Here is a 16,961-nt window from a genome sequence, read left to right as displayed (position 1 = left end):
TCGGGAGCCGCCTTGTTCTCGTGTGACCGGGGCGTCCGTCAGTACTGCCCGAACAGATCCTGGATACGTGACTCCAGGGCGACGGCGATCTTGTAGAGCGACGAGATCGACGCGCTCGACTCGGCGCGCTCGATCTGCGAGAGCAGGGAGACGCTGAGCCCGGTGCGCCTGGCCATCTGCTTGAGCGTCAGATCCTTCTCCTTGCGGAGGTTGCGGATCGTGTCGCCGATGACGCGGTGCAGCTGCTCCTCGGGCGTGCGCGCCAGGCCCTTCTTGCGCATCACGCGGGCGAGCACCTCGCGGAACTCGTCCACGTTGAAGGGCTTCTTGATGTAGTCGACGGCGTCGAGCTTCATCGACTGCACGGCGCTCTCCAGGTTCGGGAAGCCCGTGAAGATGACGACCGCGATGTCGGTGTCGACCTTGCGGATGCGCTTGAGCACCTCGATCCCGTCGAGCTTGGGCATCATCAGATCGAGGATGATGAGGTGATACCCGCCGGTGCGGACCTCCTCCTCCACGGCCGATGGATCCACCAGGGTCTTGACCTGGTAACCATCCCGCTCGAGCAACGTCTGCATGTAGTCGCAGATGGCTCGGTCATCGTCCACGATCAGGATGCGAACAGCCGGAAGCTCGATTGCCACCTTATCCTCCTATTCGCGGCCACATCGACCGGGGCTATCGTCGACGCCGAGGGCGCCACCCGGACCGACCGGGCTCTTCCCTCGAATCCCCCCCTGGAGTCGCCGCATCTCGAACTGGGGGCGTCCTTGGCTCCCCCAAGCCTTGATTCCAGTAGCACTTTAACACGAGCCCGTCCGGTCCGGGATCGCTTTTTTTGCTTGCGTTTCAAGATTTTTCCGCACAGGCGACGTCCCCGGCGGACGTGAGGCCGCCCAGGGCGGTGTCCCCTGAACGGCGGTCTCTGCTCATCAGGACTTGACAGAAGCGTCCTGTGCGAGCATGGTGCGCCCCCACGTCGACGGCGAAAGCCGGAGGCACTCGGGGCGTAGCGCAGCCTGGTAGCGCACTCGGTTCGGGACCGAGGAGTCGGAGGTTCAAATCCTCTCGCCCCGACAAGCAGCAACGAGACACGAACCGTCCCCGGCAGGCCTCGCGCCTCCCGGGGATTGTTCATTTCTGCCCATCATCGCGCCTGGCCGGTCGGTACGCCGCATGCACGCGTGCTCACCTCTGGAGCGCGCTGTGATTGTCCAAGTCAGAGCCTCATCGTCGTCGTTCGAGTACCCCGTCTGCTTCACGAGCGACGTGTTCTCGCCGATGAACCGTGACTTGCGGCACCTCCTCGTCCGGCGTGAGCCCGACCAGAGGCACCGCGTCGCCGCCATCGTCGACCGAGGTGCGCTCGCTGCCCAGCCCGAGCTGAATTTGCACATCGAGCGGTATGCTCGGTGTCACAACGACGCGCTGGATCTCGTGGCTCCGCCGATCGTTCAGGGCGGGGGAGAGAACATGAAGGACGACGCGACGTTGCCTTCGCGCCTGCAGGCGTACTTCCACGCGCTGGAGCTGGATCGACGCTCGATCCTGCTCACCGTGGGCGGAGCGTCGTTGCTCGACCTCGCGGGGTTCGCCGCGTCGACGATGCAGAGCGCGCCGCGCGTCGTGCGTGTCCCGACGACCACGCTCGCGCAGGCCGGCCCTGCGGTGTTGCCGAAGAGCTCGATCAACGCGTTCGGCACGAAGGACTTCTTGTGCACGTTCCGCGCGCCCTTCGCCGTGGTGTGTGATCGCCGGTTCGTCGAGACGCAGAAGACACGCGAGAAGGTCTTTGGCCTCGTCCAGGCCGTACGCGCCGCGTTGCTCTGGGACGAGCAGCTCTTCGGCTGGATCGTCGCGCATGCGCACCGCGTCGCCTCGGGCGAGCGTGACGCGGTCGCCGAGCTGCTCCAGCGGAGCGCGGCGCTGCACGCGGACCTCGCGGCCCACACGTCGGACGAGGAGGTCTACGGCCCCGAGGGCCCGCTCGCGTTCGGGGCGTGGGCGGCGGATCGGATCGAGCTCTCCACCGAGCGCCGCATCCGCCAGGGCGAGGCGCTCGCGGTGGGCATCGCGCTCGACACGACGCTCGGCGCGCTCCACAGGACGCTCGGCGAGGCCGACCGCGAGGCGATCCACCGCCTGCTCGAGCGGCTCGGCTTGCGACTCTGGCACGACGCGCTCGGCAACGTCGACTCCGAGGGCCGTCTCCTCTTGCTCGACGGCCTGTCCGAGCGCTCCTTCGGCCACGCGCCGCGCGTGCCCTTGCTCTGCGGCATCGGCCGAGGCGTGACCTCGCAAGAGCTACGCGAGGACGTCCTGCGCGAGGCGATCACGCGGCTGGCGCACCGCGACGCGCACCGGGCGCACGCGTTTGCGCTGGCGTGACACTGGAGAGGCGCGTCCGCGCGAGGTGGAGGTCGCGCGCGCGCGACCTGAAGACGTGCGCGCGAGACCTGGAGACGCGTGGGCGTGACCTTCGGGGTTCGTTCGCTCACCTTGAGGTCGGTCGCACGAGACCTGGAGACGCGTGGGCGAGACCTGGAGACGCGTGCGCGGGTAGTGGTCGCGACCGCCCTCAAACGCGACCACCTCGCGACCACCTCGGCGTCAACAACGACCACCTGAAGCGCTTGGCGAGGGCGCGTGAGGCGGTCGCCGGGCCGGTGCTACCTGCCGCCCCGGTCCTCCTGGAGCTGCCGCAGCACCTCCTTCGCGATCCCCTCCTCGTACGCCGCGCTCGCCGAGTCCCCCTTCACGCCGAGCCTCTTCCGCAGCGCGGCCATCCTCCGCTCGATCTCACGCCAGCGCGGCGACCGCTCGACGCTCGTCCCCTTGAACCCGTCGAGCACCTGCTCTGACCGGACGACGGCCGTGAGCGCGTCCTCCCGACGCCCTTGCGCGATCGCCTTCTCGGCATCCGCGAGCCACTCGTCGATGTGCTTGGCCCTCTCGGGGAAGAGCTTCACGGCGGCGCGCTCGTTCGCCTCGGCCTCGGCGACGGCCTCCTTCGCCGCCGCCGCTCTCCGCTCCTGCGCCTCGCGCGCCTGACGCTCCTCTGCGGGGCCGCGCTTCTCGGAGATCTCCCGCTGGAGCTTCCGGATCTCCTCCTCGTGCTCCGAGCCGCAGACCCGCTCCGCCTCGGCCACGAACCGTTCGATCTCTTCGAAGTCCTCCCGCGCGATCCGGTTCTCGACGGTCTTGCGCGCCCCGGCGCACTTCTGCTCTGCGACGGAGCGCTGGTGCAGGCTGGCCACCACGAAGGGCGCGGCGACGATCAGCCCGCCCACGACGGCGACGTAGGTCCAGAGCCTTGAGCGCGGGCTCGGCGCGGGCGCGGGCGCGGGCGCCGTCGGCGCCGTCGCCGTGTCCACCTTCAGCACCACACGTTCCTCACCGCCATCTGCCCCGCCCGTCGGACCCATCGCGCTCGCCTCCTCGTCGAGCGGCCAGCAGGCGGCCGCCCCAGACACGTACTTTCCGTTCGTCGATACACGTACTTTCGGTCGGTCGCAACCGGAGGCCAGCGGATCTCTGCTCCGCGCCATGGAGAGCGAGGCGAAGATCGCCGCGAGGATCGGCGAGGTGATGCGCCGGTGCCGAGCCGCGCGCGGGTGGTCGCAGGCCGTCTTGGCCGAGCACCTCGACGTCTCCGTGGACTACGTCGGGCTCCTTGAGCGCGGCGAGCGCGTCCCCTCGATCCCAGTTCTTCTTCTGATCGCCGAGCGGCTCGGCGTGAGCGCGGCCGAGCTTCTCGGCGAGCGCGAGCTCGAGGACTGGGAGCAGGAGGCTCTCACCGCCATCCGCGCGCTGCCCGTCGCCGCGCGGGATGTCGTGCTCGCGATGCTGCGAGGAGCTGCGGGAGCGACGAAGCAGCGACGCCCTGCCCGCGCGCGGGCGCGCCGCGGCTCGCGCTCTTCCTGATCCCCAGATCAGTGCCGACGTGTTTATGAAGGAACGCGGAAAAACCTCGTAGGGGATCCTTGACCTGGATCATGGATGATCCGGATTTCCACGCGCGACGAGGTGGTTACCCCTCCTGTCTACAACACCGAGGTCGCTGCCGGCCGTGTCCTGGCAGCGGGCTCTCATCCTTGTTGGAGGTCAGGAGGCTGTGGCGAACGCTCTACCGATGGAGACCCGAGCGCGAGTCGTCTCGTCGCTCATCGAGGGGAACAGCATCCGCGCTACCGAGCGGATGACTGGCGTCGCCAAGAGCACCATCCTCCGACTCGGGCTCGACGTCGGCGAGGGCTGCGCGCGGATCCACAACCGTGTTGTGCGCGGTCTCACGTGTGAGGACGTGGAGTGCGACGAGACGTGGAGCTTCATCGCCAAGAAGGAGCGGCGCGTCGTCCAGGGAGACCCCGAGGAGTGGGGCGACGTCTACACGTTCATCGGCTTCGATCGACGCACGAAGCTCGTGATCGCCTACCGGGCTGGGAAGCGCGATCAGGTCACCACCGACGCATTCATCGCGGACCTCCGCGCTCGCCTGCTTGTCGTGCCGCAGATCTCGACAGACGGGCTCGCCACGTACGTCGGCGCGGTGAGCGCGAGCTTCGGCGGGCACGTGCAATATGGGCAGGTGCAGAAGCAGTACGGCTACTCCAGGAGCCCCGATCATCGATATGAGCCGGCCCGCGACGCGAACTTCATCCGGAAGAGCTCGATCATCGGCGCGCCGGATGCAGCCCGCGTGAGCACCTCCGGCGTCGAGCGGCTGAACCTCACCCTGCGCCACACGGTCGGGCGCACGCGCCGGCTCTGCCTCGCTTTCAGCAAGACGATGCGCGGGCATCGCGCCGCGATGTCGCTCGGGATCGCCGCGTACAACTTCTGCAAGATCCACGGGGCGCACCGCGTGACCCCCGCGATCGAGGCGGGGCTCGTTGATCGCGTCTGGGAGATCGAAGAGCTCATCGAGGCGGCCCTCTCCGAGCCAGAGGGCTACGCACCCGTGCCGCAGCACCTCACGCTCCCGGCGCAGACCGGGCCCGTGCGCGAGCTCCCGAGCGGCGCAGGCTTCCTTCGCCTCGTGCGCGGGGGCGAGGTGCCACCGGCTCCGTCAGTGCCGTCCCCGCCCCCGCCTGCGCCCCGCGGTGGAAAGAAGCCTGGTCGTGCCCCCGAGCCAACGTCGTCGCCCGTGCCTTCGGGAGGAGAGCAACTCGACCTGCTCTTGTGGCGTCGGCCAGAGCGCGCTCCGGAGCAACTCAGCCTTCCGTTTCCGGAAAGGGATGGCGGCCCTGGGGCGCCGGATGTGTGAACGTGGCACAGCACATGCCAATTGCTAGGCATGGCCATTCACAACAGCGTAGTGCCGGATACACATGAGACGCCCGATCTAACGAAAGGGCTACCCGTCTATATGAATGGGCGAATCGTCGCGTACATGCTCGTATCCAACCCTCACGAGCACGAACCGATAGTATTCAACGGACGGGTGGTTGGCTGGCTCGGGCCCGCTTGTGACCTTCCAGCGCGGCCCTGTCTCTGATTTGACCGAGCAACTTCCCCAGCAAACGCTCCGCGAGGTCTCGCAGTGTATGCTCGTCCTGGTACGGAATTTTTTCTTGAAAACCATCGAACTGAACCCAACGTTCGACTGGATATTGAAACCAGAAACTCCATCCCGCATCGAAGATGAGCGTATCCCGACCGCTCTGCATGGCTAGCGGCCAGCGCATCGGAACAAGAACGAATCTCTGCTCCGTTATCAGCGCGTGTCCCTTATGAGGAACAACCAAGATCGTTCCATCCGACGCTTGATCGAGCGTGCCCAACTCCCATTCCTTGAACCCTAAGACGGTCGTGATTCGGTTGCCGAAATCGATGATAGCATCTCTTGAGTCATTCAACGCGGTGGTTTCGACGTTGCGCGTTTGCTCATACGTCTTTGCATACGTGTCGATCGCTTTTTCCTGTGCCTGTAACATATATGGCGGACCATAGCGACATGGCTTCGTGTATTGCAACCCGGAGCGTATGCGCCGGGCGCACGCGTTCACGCATGACGGGCTTTCAGATGTGCAATGCGCTGGGTTTCGCGGCGTAAGCAGGTCGGTCCTGGACGGAGGTGCAGGCGAGCGCCACCGGAGTAGGCAGCTGGTTGTGGTAGGTCTGGCGTTGTGCCCGATGACCTTGGCGATCGCCAGCATCGTGCGGCTCAACGCTTGAGCGCGCCGCGCAGCCGCTGGACGACTTCAGCGGCCTCGGCGCCAAGCTCCGCCGCGAGCTCCTCCAGCGTGGCGCCCTCGGCGACGAGGATAAGCGCGCGCAGTGAGCGCACGGCGGCACGATCTGCGATCGAGGCGAGGAGCAGCCGCGCGTGGACGCGCTCGTCGAGCGCAGACGCTCGCGAGGGCACCTCGACCAGCGCCTCCTCGGGCTCGCCGATAAGGATCACCCGCTCGCGCCAGCGCGCCGTGCGGCGGACGTTCATCCGGATCCGCCACGCGACTTCGATGACCCACGCGAAGAGGACGTCCTGGGGCTCGAGCTCGTAGGCCCCGCGGATGCGCCCCTCTTCGACGATGCGGTGGACGACGATGATCGTCATCTGCACCGCGTCCTCGGGGTCCTCCAGGCCGACGGGGAAGCGGCGCCGCATGTAGGAGCGCAGGAACGGGCGGAAGGCGTTCACCTCCCGCGCCGAGGCTTCGAGGATCGGCTCGTCCGGCCGATCGGGCTCGTGCCGGTAGCGCATTCACGAGCCCCTCCCCGCGAGCGCGTCCTCGAGCTCCACGCCGGCCGCGCGCGCGACGCCGGCCGCGAAGTGCATTGAGCCCTGCACCTGGCCCTTGATGAAGGCCTCGATGAAGCGACGGGGGTAGCCAACGTCCTTCGCGACGAGGTACCAGGCGCCGCGCTTCGCGTAGAGCTTCCGAAGCAGGGCCCGCAGGTGCTCGCGCTGCTCCTCGGTGAGGTCGGCGGGGACGCTCTGCGGGGCGGCGCCCTCGGCGAGGTCCTCTCCGCCAGGAGCGCTCTCGCCGCCCGCTTGCTGGACCAGCTCGCCGACGACGCGACCGACGACCTCGCCGACGGTCGTCCAGTCCCCGAGGCGCTCGTGCAATGCCTTCACGGCCGCACGGAGCTCGGCCTCGAGGTCCGCCATGGAACGCTCGCTCATGACGCGCCTCGCTTCCTGCCGCAGAGGGCGCAGCGACTCGCGTCTGCGACGCCGGGCGTGAGGATCTGCTCGACGGAGACGCCGCCCGCGCGAGCGACGTGGAAGGCGAGCGCGTGGGAGCCGCGGTGGACGCCCGTTGCGACGTTGACGAGCAGGCCCTTGCGGACGCCGACGACGGTGGCGAGGCAGGCGTACGTGCCGTACGCGCCGCGCAGATGCTTGATCGCCGCGCGCAGGCGGTCGTTCTGGTCGTCCGTGAGGGAGAGAAGGTCAGACTTCCGCCCACGGGGCGGATCGGTTCCTTGCCCCTGCGGTGCAGGGTGAACTAGGCGTAGACGCACGGTCGTGACCTCGTGATCTGAGGTTGCGATCCAGCCGTCCCGGAGGTGTTCCTGCGCCTCCGGGGCGGCGCCTTCGCCTAGCTTGGGGCTACGATTTCAACTGCGACCACCTCGAAACCACCAGGTGGGCCGGTCGCGACCACTACCCGTGCGCGAGACCTGGAGACGCGTGCGCGAGACCTTCGGGGTTCGTTCGCTCACCTTGGAGACGTTCGCGCGAGACCTGGAGACGTGTGGGCGAGACTTGGAGACGCGTGCACGGGACCTGGAGACGCGTGGGCGAGACCTTGGGGTCTGTCGAAAAGCTGCGTTTCAGGCCCGCAGGTGCGCGCAGGGAAAACGATACACGTCATCGCCGGACGCGAATACGAATTCGTATTGTTGCAATCCGCCCCCCATGAGCGACGTCGAAGCCCGGCTCCAGAGCGCCCTCGCCGCGACGTGGGCGCCGGCGGTGGGCGCGTCGATCACGAGGGCTGCGGCTCCATGAGCACGTATCGGTGGAGCTGGAGCGACGGAGGTGGCCGTGCTCGATTGTTGTGTGTTCCGTTCCCGTCCTCTACGATGATTCCACCACGGAGGCTGGGGCATGAGAGCGCTCGTCGTCGGCTTGCTTTTCGTGTGGTTCGTCGTGCTCGCCCCGGCCTGCTGGGAACCCACGTGCAAGAACCCGAAGAGGGGAACACCGAATGGCGAGTCAGGCAGGGAGGGAGTGCTCGTCCAGTGTAACGCTGTCTTGCAATGCGCCAGCGGCAAGACGGGGGCCTTCGAGGACCGCCTGGAGGGCGTCGAGGACCCGCAGATCATCGACAGCGGAAGCGACTACACGAACGAGGACAGGTGCAAACAGAAGGTGACGGACCGGGGCCTCCCGGGGATCTGCGATTCGGTCGTCGTTACACCCAGAATCATCTGTCTCGATCCCCCTGGCTCGAACGGCTGCGGTTCGAGCCCCGGGGATGGCACCGTCATCATCGTCGGGAGCGCGGCCAGCGGCGATTTCAAGAACGACCACCAGGGCACTGGCGGCACGGCTCAACCTGGAAGCGGATATGGCGCGGAGGGCGGGGGCGGGCATTGAGACGTCGAGCCGTCACTACCGGCGATCCGACGGCACGTACCACTTCGTACCCACGAGCGCGGGACATCTCCGCTCCACGTCCGCGATGTAGCAGTCGCTGTATTCCTTCAGCCTCGTGAGCGAACCGAACGGCGGAGGCCCCCCGCAATGGCGATCCGCCGCGTCGAGGTTACGCCAGTAAAGCGCGCCGTGCTCATCCTCGCACGGTTTGCACCAGATGGGATCCAGCTCCGTACACGCCACGTGGTTCGGACACCGCGCCATCACGCAGCCGGCCTGGCAGGCCTCCCCTTGCCCCTCGGGTGGCTTCTCGCATACCTCTCCCCCAGGCGCGCACAACTCGAACACCGCCGCGAGGTCCTTATCGCAGGCGTCCGCGCCGAGCGTGTCCGAGGAGGCGCGGCGCACCTTCAGGCCCACGCCCACGGCGACGGCGAGCGGCAGGGTGATCGCAAGGGCGAAGAGCTTCCTTCGGCGGGTCATGCGTGGACTCCGTTGTGCGCGTTGTGGCGACTCTACACGATCCGGCGCGCGCCGACGAGTCGAACGCTCCTCCCTCTCCCACCGTCCGCGCTGCAAGACCCTGCGATCGCGTTGCACATCGCGGCCTCACGTGTTGCAATCCGCCCCCCATGAGCGACGTCGAAGCCCGGCTCCAGAGCGCCCTCGCCGCGGTCCGCTCCTATCTCGAAGCGAAGCTCGTCGCCGAGGCCGTCCTCGCCTCCGAGAGGGCCATGGAGATCGCGCACGAGCTCGGGCGACCCCATCCGCGCTACGTCGAGGCCGCGCGCATCGCCGCGCTCGCCTACGCGCTCGACAACAACGCCGGCATGTCCGCCCGCTACCAGCGCCTCGCCATCACCAGCGCCGAGCAGCTACCGTCGTTCCCCAAGGACAAACTCGGCTCGCTCCACTTCGACCTCGCCCGCGCCGAGCTCGATCGCGGCAGGCAGGAGGAGGCGACCGCCGCGCTCGAAGCCGCCATCCCCCTGCTCTGCCAGAGCCGCGCCGATCGCGACGCCGAGGCGCGGCAGGCCATGTTCCTGCGCGTCGCGCTCTGCATGGTGTCGGGTGATCCGAAGGAGGAGATGGACGCGCTCGTCGGGCGCCTGCGCACCTGGCTCGAGCCCGTCTTCGAGGACCCCGAGGCCACGGCCGACACGAAGGCGCTCGCCGAGCACGACATGGTCACCGCGCTCTGCTCCTCGGCGCGGCTCGAGATCGCGAAGCGCCGCTGGGATCGCGCCGAGGCCGCCTTGCTCGAGGCGTTCGAGCGCGCCGAGCGGCACATGCTCACGGCCGACCGGCCGAACCCGCACCTGCTCGGCCTCGTGAGCGAGGTCTACAAGGAGATGCGCCGCGCCTCGAAGGAAGAGAGCTCGGCGCTGCGCGCGCGCGCCGAGTCGCTGCTCGGGCCCGCGGCCGAGCGCGCGGAGCGGCTGTTCTGGGCGCAGCTCCGGGTCGTCGCGACGGACGCGCAGAAGACGCTCGGCTGGTCGGACGCGTACATCGCACAGCTCCTCGAGCCCGCGCTGCACGACGCCGAGCTCGCGGCCGACCTCGGCCGTCATCCGCTCTTGCACGGCCTCACGGAGGTGCTCTCGCGGCACGCGGCGAAGGGGACACACCTGCGGGATCAGGGGCCGAACGAGCTGCGCCGCGTGATGCGCGGGGACAAGGCGCTCGGCGCGGCCATCGACGTCATGGAGGCGGCGGGCCTTTCGGATGTCTGAGGGTTGAAATGCGAAGGCGCGCGCGTGTCTTGTTCGCGTTCGCCGCGTCCCTCGTCCCCGCCGCCGCGCTCGCCGAGGAGCCGCCGCCTCCCGAGCCGATCGAGGTGACCGTCGAGGGGGACAAGGCGCCGGCGGGGTCGGTCTCGCTCCGGCGGCGGGACATCCGGGAGATGCCGGGCGTGCTCGGGGATCCGTACCGCGCGATCGAGGTGCAGCCGGGCGTGACGCCGACGGCGAGCGGATTGCCCTACTATTACATTCGCGGCGCGCCGCCGGGGAACATCGGGTTTTTTTACGACGGCGTGCGCGTGCCCTTGCTCTTTCACGTGGGCGCGGGGCCGAGCGTGATCTCGGCGCCGCTCGTCTCGCGCGTGACCTTGCACATGGGGCCGTATCCGGCCGACATCGGGCGCCTCGCGGGCGCGGCGGTCGAGGCCGAGGCGGCGCCGTTCCCGAATGAATGGAAGGGCGAGGGCGCGTTCCGGTTCGTGGACGTGGGCGGCGTCGTGGAGGGGCCGGTCGGGGACAAGACGACGGTGCTCGTCGGCGGGCATTATGCGTTCGGCGGGCACATCCTCTCGGCGCTGATCGACAACGTCGATTTCGGGTACGGCGATTACCAGGCGCGCGTGAGCCGCCGCGTGGGGGAGCGGGGGCGGTTCACGGCGCTCGTGTTCGGGGCGTGGGATTATCTGGCGGCGACGACGGACGCGGGCGGGGAGAAGGACGTCCTGCTCGACGCGGATTTCCATCGCCTGGATCTTCGATACGACCACGAATTCGATTCGGGCGCGAAGGTCCGGGCGGCCTTGATGCTCGGGCTCGATCGGTCGAGGCAGGTCGGCGCCGAGAGCGCGAGCAATGGGAAGATCGGGGCGCGGCTACGCGGCTCCTTTCCCATCGGCAAGGGAAAGGCGCTGCTCCGGGGCGGGCTCGACCTGATGGTCGATCGGTACGACATCGTGCACAAGGAGCCGTGTGACATCGCGGTCGAGGGCTGCGCGTCGGGGCCACTCGGCGAGCTCGACGAGGCGTTCCGCGCCCTCTTCCCGAGCCGCTGGGACACGGCCGTGGGCGCCTGGGCGGACGCGCTCGTGGTGCTCTCGGACAGGGCGACGATCACGCCGGGGCTGCGCGTCGACCATTACACGTCGATGGGGAACACGGCCCTCGCGGTCGACCCGAAGATCACGGGCAGGTTCGGCGTGGGCGAGCGCGTGCGGATCGTGCCTGCGTTTGGCGTGGCGTCCCAGCTCCCGGGCTTCGCGCCGCTGCCGGCGCTGCAGATCGGCGGGATCACGGGCGGGCTCCAGCGCAGCTTGCAATCGAGCCTCGGCGCGGAGGTCAAACTCTCGCCGATCCCGGTCGAGATCAGCGGCTCGCTTTTCCGGCAGGTGACGTTCAACCTGACGGACCCGATCGGCAGTGATCGCGGGACGAACCTCGGCCCGGCGCGGTTCCTCTCGCGCAGCACGGGGGACGCCTACGGGCTCGAGCTCTCGGGGCGCGGGGCATTACGCAAAGATTTGCTCTTCATGGCCTCGTACACGCTCTCGCGCTCGACCCGCACGTCGAAGAGCGGCCTGACGACGCCCTCGGCGGTCGACCGGACCCACGTCGCGCACGTGGCCTTGCTCTACGACCTCGGCGCGGGCTGGAAGGCGGGCGTGCGGCACGTATTTTACAGCGGTTTCCCCGCGCAGGAGGCCGGGAGCGGTGCCTCCGTCGAAGACCCGCCGCGGGTCCGGCCTTTTTATCGGCTCGACGTGCGGGTCTCGCGGCGCTTCCGGGTCGGGGAGACGGGGTTCGTCTCGCTCGTGCTCGACATGCAGAACGCGACGCTGAGCAAGGAGGTCTTCGACGTGACGTGCGCCCGCGGGATCTGCCAGCCGCGATTGCTCGGGCCGATCACGATCCCGCAGGTATCGGTGGAGGCGGGGTTTTAGAGGTTGGGCAGTAGAGAACGATCCTCGCCGCGGCTTCACAAGATCTTCAGCACGCAGTTCTTCCACCCGAGCTGGGTCGCCATATTGCGCCCATTCTCGAAGACACTCTTGCCGGTGCCCACCACCGGCTTGGTTCCCTGATCGCAAATCAAATTGGCATTGTTTCTGCTGCCGGTCTTGAACTTGCCCCATTGGGCTCGCGTGACGCTCTTTTTGGCGTTGATGGTACTCCTGAGCACGACGCTGCATGCCACATCAAGGTTGGCTTGATCGTAGACCCACCGAGCATTGCCGGTACAGTAGGCGAGGGTTGCAGCGTTCGCGCCCGCCGCGATCAGCGAGAGCGAAGCGACTGTGATGATGCCTGTTACGATGTTACGCACTCCCATGGCGAACCTCCGCGAAAAGGGTTCACCTGGACGTACGTGCAATTCGGAGACCAACCGTGCTCAACGGTGGGGCCAACGGGATCGGGTATTACGGCAGACGCGGGAGTTCTTCCAAGCGCTCAATCGTCGCTCTTCCCGAACAGCCTGTGCCGGAAATACCCGATCTGGCTCTTCGCAATCTCCTTCACGAGATCGATCTTGTCCACCTCGCGCGCGCTCGTCCTCCCGAAGAGCTCCCCCGATTCGTAGAGCTCGCGTGTCTTCGCGCGCTGCAGCTTGCCGCTCGACGTCTTCGGCAAGACACCCGGCGCGAGCGGCACGACCTCGTCGACGGTCAGGCCCACGCTCTGCTGCACGGCCTTGCGGACCTCGCCCTCGAGCCGCTTCTTCGCCGCCTCGTCCTTCTCGCCCGTCTCGAACGTGATGACCACACGCTCGCGATCCGAAGGGCCCTTCATCGTGCCGAACGCGATGACGTTGCCCTTGCGCACGCCCTCGACCTGGCTCGCCTCCCACTCGATGTCCTGCGGGTAGTAGTTGCGGCCGTTGACGATCACGACCTCCTTCGATCGCCCGCAGATGTGGACCTTCCCCTCCGCGAGGTAGCCGAGGTCGCCGGTGCGCAGATATCCGCCCGCGAAGGCGCGTTTCGTCACCTCCGGGTCGTCCCAGTAACCTTGCATCACGCTCGGCCCGCGGATGCGCAGCTCGCCGACCTCGCGCTCGGGCAAGGGGCGCGCGCTCTCCTCGTCGTCGGGCGCGAACGTCTTGATGTCGTGGCCCTCGAAGGCCGCGCCGCACTCGACGATGCCCGAGGCGCGCGGCGAGCCCTCCGCCGCGGGCTCGGCGCGGCCCTTCGACCAGAGCGTCTCGCCGTCGACGACGTCGGCGCGCACGCCCGTCCAGATCTTGCTGAACGAGACCGCGAGCGTCGACTCGGCCATGCCGTAACAACACACGAACGCGCGCTCGTCGAAGCCGACGGGCCCGAACTTCTCGGCGAAGGCCCGGAGGTTCTCGGCGCGGATGGGCTCGGCGCCGCAACCCGCGACGCGCCAGCTCGACAGGTCGAGCCCCTTCATCTCGCTCTCCTTGATGCGCTTGACCGCGAGCGCATAAGCGAAGTTCGGGCCGAAGGAGATCGTGCCTCTGTACTTCGAGACCGCCTCGAGCCAGCGCGCCGGGCGCTTCAGGAAGAGCAAGGGCGGCAGGAAGGTGATCGCGTTCTTGTGGTAGATCGGCGCGATCACGAAGCCGATGAGCCCCATGTCGTGGTAGAGCGGCAGCCACGAGACGCCATGATCGACGGCGTCCGTGACGCGCAGGCCCACGGGCATGATCGCGTGTACGTTCGCGGCGAGGTTTCTGTGCGTGAGCGTCACGCCCTTCGGCCGCGCAGTCGAGCCGCTCGTGAACTGTAGGAAGCAGACGTCGTCGAGGTCGACCTTCGCAGGCCGGAGCTCGTCGGTCGACGTGCGCACGCCCTCGACCGCGACGACCCTCTCGAGCCCCTTCGCTTCGGCCTGGATCGTGCCGAGGATCTTCTTGATCTCGCCGCTCGTGACGAGCACGCGGGCGCCGCTCTTTGCCACGATGTGCAGCGTGTTCTCGAGGTAGCCCGAGAGCTTGCCGAGGCCCGTGGGCGGGTAGATCGGCACGGGGATGATCCCGGCGCGGACGGCGCCGAGGAAGGCGAAGACGAAATCGGCGTTGTCGGGGAGGATCAGCGCGACGCGGTCGCCCTTGCGCAGGCCCATCGCCTGCATCGCGCCGCCGAAACGAGCGCTCATCCGCTCGATGTCGGCGTACGAGTGGAAGGGCGCGACGTCGGGAGATTCGTCGAGGAAGCGATACCCCGTGCTCGTGCTCGACGCCGCGTCCTCGATGGCCTGCGCGACGGTGCGGGGCGTCTCGGCGCTCATCCTTCGAGCCTTCCGTCGCCCTCGAGGCGCGTGAGGATCGCGGCCGCGACGTCGGCGATGGTGTTGATGTCGCGCAGCGCGTCGTCCGGGATCGTGAGCTTGAAGGTGTCCTCGATGTCCGCGAGCACCTCCATGACCCCGAGCGAATCGATGCCGAGGTCGGCGACGATCTGGCTCTCCTGGCTCACCGCGGCGTCGGTCTGCTTGTACTGACCGAACACCTCGATGAGCTTTTCGTGGACGGTTTCCCGATTCCAAGTCATGGGGCGCTTCCTACCGCAAGTCGTCCCCGTTCACCAGACGCCTCAGCCGCTCGAAGCCCTCCACGCTGCGCGCGCCGTACCACATGAGGTCCTTGCCGTCGCAGAAGAACACGCGGCCCGTCTTCGCGGCGGGGATGTCGAGCTTGCGGAAGACCTCGGCGTCGCTCTCCGTGAACGCGTGCGGCTCGTCGGGGAGCAGCACGACCTCGGGCTGTCGCGCCACGACCTCGTCGAGCGTGACGCGTGGATAACGCGTGTCGCGGCTGCCGACGCGCTCGGGCGGGAGCGGCGCGGCCTTGCCGAGGTCGGCGGCGAGCGGGTAGCGGCGCCTGCGGTCGGCGAAGATGTTCTGCGCACCCACGAGATCCATCATGTCGGAGATGAAGGTCTCCTCGTGCACGGTCATGAGCGGGTCCATCCAGATGGGGACGAACGCGCGGACGGGGACCCGCTCGCCGCGGTGTTTTTCGGCCTCGTGATGGGCGTGGTAGGCCGACGCGACGAGCGCGCGCGCGGGCTCGTCGCGATCGAGGCCGAGCGCGAGGGCGAGGCGGGCGAGGTGCGCGATTCCGTCGGCGACGCGCCTGGGGAACGAGACGAAGACGGCGACGCCGGCCGCGTCGAGGCGCTCGATATGCGACCGGGTGTTCTCTTCCTGGTTGGCGATGACGAGGTCGGGCTCGAGGGCGAGGACCTTGTCGACGTCGACGTCTTTCGTGCCGCCCACGTCCTCGATGCCGGCGACCTCGCCTTCCGGCGCGACGCAGAAGCGGGTGCGACCGACCAGGCGGTCCTTGGCGCCGAGCCGGATGACGGAGTAGGTATCGCTCGGGACGAGCGAGACGACGCGCCTCGGCGGGGTCGTGAAAATGTGACGGCGTTGTCTGTCGTCCTGGACCTTGATGATTTTCATCGGCAGGGCTCTTTAGCGCCGGCGCCGCCGATTGCCTAGCGGTCGGGCTCGACCTTGATGTAACCTCGCCCGTGGAGGTGTTCGATGAGGACGGGCTTGGTGCTGGGGCTCGGCGCCCTTTTGCTTCTGGGGTGCGGAGGGGGCTCGTCGGGCGGCCAGGGCGGCGCGGGCGGGCAAGGCGCGGCGGGGGGCGCGGGCGGCAGCGGCGGCCAGGGAGGCGGCGGCGGGCCGTCGTATGCGGATCCGTACACGATCGACGCATTCGAGGACACGCGCATCACGAGCGACGGTAGCCAGCCCAATTTCCAGACCGTGTTCACCGAGGTCGATTTCAAGGACGGCCCGTTCGCGAGCGCGAAGCTCGTCGTGGACCTCGCGAGCACCTGTTATCCGTTCGACAAGTGGGTCGACAACCCGCCGCCGGAGGGGCAGAGCTGGCCGGCCGATTGCGACGCGTTCGATCGTAACTTCGATATCTCGATCGATGATCCGATGGACCCCGCCACGGAGCCGCCGGGGCTCGAGCTGATGCACGCGGTCACGCCGTTCGGCGGGCCGATGCACCTCGAGATCGACGTGACGGACGTGGCGAACGGCCTGCCGGGCAAGCACCGGATGCGCGCGCACATCACGACCTGGTCGGACGCGGCGGGCATGGTCTCGGGCTCGAACGGGGGCTGGAACGTGACGGCGAAGCTCGAAATGGTGCCGGGCGCGCCGCCGCGGGACGTGCTCGCGGTGAAATCGCTCCATTACGGGTCGCAGACGACGGCGGAGGGGCCGGGCGTGATCAACTTCGAGGTGCCGGAGGGCGCGGCGGCGGGGAAAATCGAGTTCCGCACGAGCGGCCACGGAGGCGGCGCCGTCGGCACGGGGTGCATCGGGCCCGCCGAGGAGTTCTGCAATCGCACGCACACGGTCTCGATCGACGGCGCGGTGATCGACACGTGGAAGCCCTGGCGGACGGACTGCAAGGACCTCTGCACGGAGGCGACGCACACCTGGCCGAGCGGAAACAGTTTTACCTATTGCCAGGAGAACCCGTGCGGCGCCATTTCGAGCGTGAAGGCCCCGCGGGCGAACTGGTGCCCGGGGAGCATGACGGCGCCGAAGGTCTGGGAGACGCCCGAGCTCGGGACGCCGGGATCACATTCGTTCCAGTGGTCGATCAATACCGTCGAGGCCGGCGGGAGCTGGGCGTCGAGCGCCACGTATTTCGCCTACGGGCCTTGAAGGGAAGG

The 16,961-nt window shown here is 68.1% G+C and carries 18 protein-coding genes and 1 tRNA gene; 8 read left to right on the top strand and 11 right to left on the bottom strand.

The window, feature by feature from the left end; genetic code table 11:
* Positions 1-38: 38 nt before the first annotated feature.
* Positions 39-647 carry a response regulator gene (locus GF068_RS20500; RefSeq protein ID WP_136930390.1) on the bottom strand — a complete coding sequence of 203 codons (609 nt, stop codon included), beginning with the start codon at positions 645-647 and terminating at the stop codon, positions 39-41.
* Between the two features lie 359 nt (positions 648-1,006).
* Here GF068_RS20500 and GF068_RS20495 point away from each other — a divergent pair.
* Both GF068_RS20495 and GF068_RS20490 read left to right on the top strand, forming a co-directional pair.
* Positions 1,007-1,080 (top strand) — tRNA-Pro (locus GF068_RS20495).
* 204 nt (positions 1,081-1,284) lie between these two features.
* Positions 1,285-2,391, top strand: coding sequence for a 3-dehydroquinate synthase family protein (locus tag GF068_RS20490; protein WP_170319589.1), 1,107 nt, complete (start codon positions 1,285-1,287; stop codon positions 2,389-2,391).
* A 281-nt stretch (positions 2,392-2,672) separates the two neighbouring features.
* Here the strand turns inward: GF068_RS20490 and GF068_RS20485 are convergent, their stop codons facing one another.
* Positions 2,673-3,476 (bottom strand): hypothetical protein, encoded by an 804-nt coding sequence (locus GF068_RS20485; RefSeq protein WP_153821086.1) that lies wholly within the window; start codon positions 3,474-3,476, stop codon positions 2,673-2,675.
* A gap of 73 nt (positions 3,477-3,549) precedes the next feature.
* Between GF068_RS20485 and GF068_RS20480 the strand changes: the two genes are divergently transcribed.
* Both GF068_RS20480 and GF068_RS20475 read left to right on the top strand, forming a co-directional pair.
* Positions 3,550-3,927 (top strand): helix-turn-helix domain-containing protein, encoded by a 378-nt coding sequence (locus GF068_RS20480; protein WP_153821085.1) that lies wholly within the window; start codon positions 3,550-3,552, stop codon positions 3,925-3,927.
* A 208-nt stretch (positions 3,928-4,135) separates the two neighbouring features.
* Positions 4,136-5,269 carry an IS1 family transposase gene (locus GF068_RS20475; protein WP_153821084.1) on the top strand — a complete coding sequence of 378 codons (1,134 nt, stop codon included), beginning with the start codon at positions 4,136-4,138 and terminating at the stop codon, positions 5,267-5,269.
* 166 nt (positions 5,270-5,435) lie between these two features.
* Here GF068_RS20475 and GF068_RS20470 read toward each other — a convergent pair whose 3' ends face one another.
* The 4 genes from GF068_RS20470 to GF068_RS20455 all read right to left on the bottom strand — a co-directional run bounded on the left by GF068_RS20470 (position 5,436) and on the right by GF068_RS20455 (position 7,473).
* A complete protein-coding gene (locus GF068_RS20470; protein ID WP_153821083.1) occupies positions 5,436-5,939 on the bottom strand; it encodes a hypothetical protein in 504 nt (167 codons plus the stop codon).
* A gap of 230 nt (positions 5,940-6,169) precedes the next feature.
* Positions 6,170-6,709 (bottom strand): hypothetical protein, encoded by a 540-nt coding sequence (locus GF068_RS20465; RefSeq protein ID WP_153821082.1) that lies wholly within the window; start codon positions 6,707-6,709, stop codon positions 6,170-6,172.
* Positions 6,710-7,132 (bottom strand): hypothetical protein, encoded by a 423-nt coding sequence (locus tag GF068_RS20460; RefSeq protein WP_153821081.1) that lies wholly within the window; start codon positions 7,130-7,132, stop codon positions 6,710-6,712.
* Positions 7,129-7,473, bottom strand: a complete 345-nt coding sequence (locus tag GF068_RS20455; RefSeq protein ID WP_240807061.1) for a transcriptional regulator — start codon at positions 7,471-7,473, stop codon at positions 7,129-7,131. Before GF068_RS20455 ends, GF068_RS20460 begins: the two co-directional genes overlap by 4 nt.
* A gap of 589 nt (positions 7,474-8,062) precedes the next feature.
* Here GF068_RS20455 and GF068_RS20450 point away from each other — a divergent pair.
* Complete coding sequence (locus tag GF068_RS20450; RefSeq protein ID WP_153821080.1) at positions 8,063-8,554, top strand: hypothetical protein; 492 nt, start codon at positions 8,063-8,065, stop codon at positions 8,552-8,554.
* Between the two features lie 15 nt (positions 8,555-8,569).
* Here the strand turns inward: GF068_RS20450 and GF068_RS20445 are convergent, their stop codons facing one another.
* Positions 8,570-9,037: a hypothetical protein gene (locus GF068_RS20445; RefSeq protein ID WP_153821079.1), complete on the bottom strand. Its 468-nt coding sequence runs from the start codon at positions 9,035-9,037 to the stop codon at positions 8,570-8,572.
* A gap of 149 nt (positions 9,038-9,186) precedes the next feature.
* Here GF068_RS20445 and GF068_RS20440 point away from each other — a divergent pair, with 149 nt between their 5' ends.
* Both GF068_RS20440 and GF068_RS20435 read left to right on the top strand, forming a co-directional pair.
* The gene (locus GF068_RS20440) at positions 9,187-10,287 is read left to right on the top strand and encodes a hypothetical protein (RefSeq protein ID WP_153821078.1); all 1,101 of its coding nucleotides are present in this window, start codon (positions 9,187-9,189) and stop codon (positions 10,285-10,287) included.
* 8 nt (positions 10,288-10,295) lie between these two features.
* A complete protein-coding gene (locus GF068_RS20435) occupies positions 10,296-12,233 on the top strand; it encodes a TonB-dependent receptor plug domain-containing protein (RefSeq protein WP_153821077.1) in 1,938 nt (645 codons plus the stop codon).
* Between the two features lie 35 nt (positions 12,234-12,268).
* On the opposite strand, the gene GF068_RS20430 is transcribed toward GF068_RS20435, so the two are convergent.
* The 4 genes from GF068_RS20430 to GF068_RS20415 form a co-directional block, all read right to left on the bottom strand.
* Positions 12,269-12,622, bottom strand: a complete 354-nt coding sequence (locus GF068_RS20430; protein WP_153821076.1) for a hypothetical protein — start codon at positions 12,620-12,622, stop codon at positions 12,269-12,271.
* Between the two features lie 119 nt (positions 12,623-12,741).
* On the bottom strand, positions 12,742-14,544 hold the full coding sequence (locus tag GF068_RS20425; protein ID WP_153821075.1) for a fatty acyl-AMP ligase: 1,803 nt from the start codon (positions 14,542-14,544) through the stop codon (positions 12,742-12,744).
* Positions 14,541-14,807, bottom strand: coding sequence for an acyl carrier protein (locus GF068_RS20420; RefSeq protein WP_153821074.1), 267 nt, complete (start codon positions 14,805-14,807; stop codon positions 14,541-14,543). Before GF068_RS20420 ends, GF068_RS20425 begins: the two co-directional genes overlap by 4 nt.
* Before the next feature lie 10 nt (positions 14,808-14,817).
* The gene (locus GF068_RS20415; RefSeq protein WP_153821073.1) at positions 14,818-15,720 is read right to left on the bottom strand and encodes an ABC transporter substrate-binding protein; all 903 of its coding nucleotides are present in this window, start codon (positions 15,718-15,720) and stop codon (positions 14,818-14,820) included.
* An 84-nt stretch (positions 15,721-15,804) separates the two neighbouring features.
* On the opposite strand from GF068_RS20415, the gene GF068_RS20410 reads away from it, so the two are divergent.
* Entirely contained in the window at positions 15,805-16,953 is a 1,149-nt protein-coding gene (locus GF068_RS20410; RefSeq protein ID WP_153821072.1) for a peptide-N-glycosidase F-related protein, read from the top strand.
* Positions 16,954-16,961 lie beyond the last annotated feature (8 nt).

It is taken from the genome of Polyangium spumosum (genome assembly GCF_009649845.1).
GTDB lineage: Bacteria > Myxococcota_A > Polyangia > Polyangiales > Polyangiaceae > Polyangium > Polyangium spumosum.
The sequence above is the reverse complement of the archived record's forward strand: the minus strand, read 5'-3'. Positions and strand labels throughout refer to the sequence as shown.

What these genes read in the sequence shown, in the direction of transcription:
- GF068_RS20475 (WP_153821084.1), top strand. Translation starts at nt 4,136, where the DNA reads ATGGAGACCCGAGCGCGAGTCGTCTCGTCGCTCATCGAGGGGAACAGC.
- GF068_RS20435 (WP_153821077.1), top strand. Translation starts at nt 10,296, where the DNA reads ATGCGAAGGCGCGCGCGTGTCTTGTTCGCGTTCGCCGCGTCCCTCGTC.
- GF068_RS20450 (WP_153821080.1), top strand. Translation starts at nt 8,063, where the DNA reads ATGAGAGCGCTCGTCGTCGGCTTGCTTTTCGTGTGGTTCGTCGTGCTC.
- GF068_RS20410 (WP_153821072.1), top strand. Translation starts at nt 15,805, where the DNA reads ATGAGGACGGGCTTGGTGCTGGGGCTCGGCGCCCTTTTGCTTCTGGGG.
- GF068_RS20425 (WP_153821075.1), bottom strand. Translation starts at nt 14,544, where the DNA reads ATGAGCGCCGAGACGCCCCGCACCGTCGCGCAGGCCATCGAGGACGCG.
- GF068_RS20480 (WP_153821085.1), top strand. Translation starts at nt 3,550, where the DNA reads ATGGAGAGCGAGGCGAAGATCGCCGCGAGGATCGGCGAGGTGATGCGC.
- GF068_RS20460 (WP_153821081.1), bottom strand. Translation starts at nt 7,132, where the DNA reads ATGAGCGAGCGTTCCATGGCGGACCTCGAGGCCGAGCTCCGTGCGGCC.
- GF068_RS20445 (WP_153821079.1), bottom strand. Translation starts at nt 9,037, where the DNA reads ATGACCCGCCGAAGGAAGCTCTTCGCCCTTGCGATCACCCTGCCGCTC.
- GF068_RS20440 (WP_153821078.1), top strand. Translation starts at nt 9,187, where the DNA reads ATGAGCGACGTCGAAGCCCGGCTCCAGAGCGCCCTCGCCGCGGTCCGC.
- GF068_RS20420 (WP_153821074.1), bottom strand. Translation starts at nt 14,807, where the DNA reads ATGACTTGGAATCGGGAAACCGTCCACGAAAAGCTCATCGAGGTGTTC.
- GF068_RS20465 (WP_153821082.1), bottom strand. Translation starts at nt 6,709, where the DNA reads ATGCGCTACCGGCACGAGCCCGATCGGCCGGACGAGCCGATCCTCGAA.
- GF068_RS20415 (WP_153821073.1), bottom strand. Translation starts at nt 15,720, where the DNA reads ATGAAAATCATCAAGGTCCAGGACGACAGACAACGCCGTCACATTTTC.
- GF068_RS20430 (WP_153821076.1), bottom strand. Translation starts at nt 12,622, where the DNA reads ATGGGAGTGCGTAACATCGTAACAGGCATCATCACAGTCGCTTCGCTC.
- GF068_RS20490 (WP_170319589.1), top strand. Translation starts at nt 1,285, where the DNA reads ATGAACCGTGACTTGCGGCACCTCCTCGTCCGGCGTGAGCCCGACCAG.
- GF068_RS20470 (WP_153821083.1), bottom strand. Translation starts at nt 5,939, where the DNA reads ATGTTACAGGCACAGGAAAAAGCGATCGACACGTATGCAAAGACGTAT.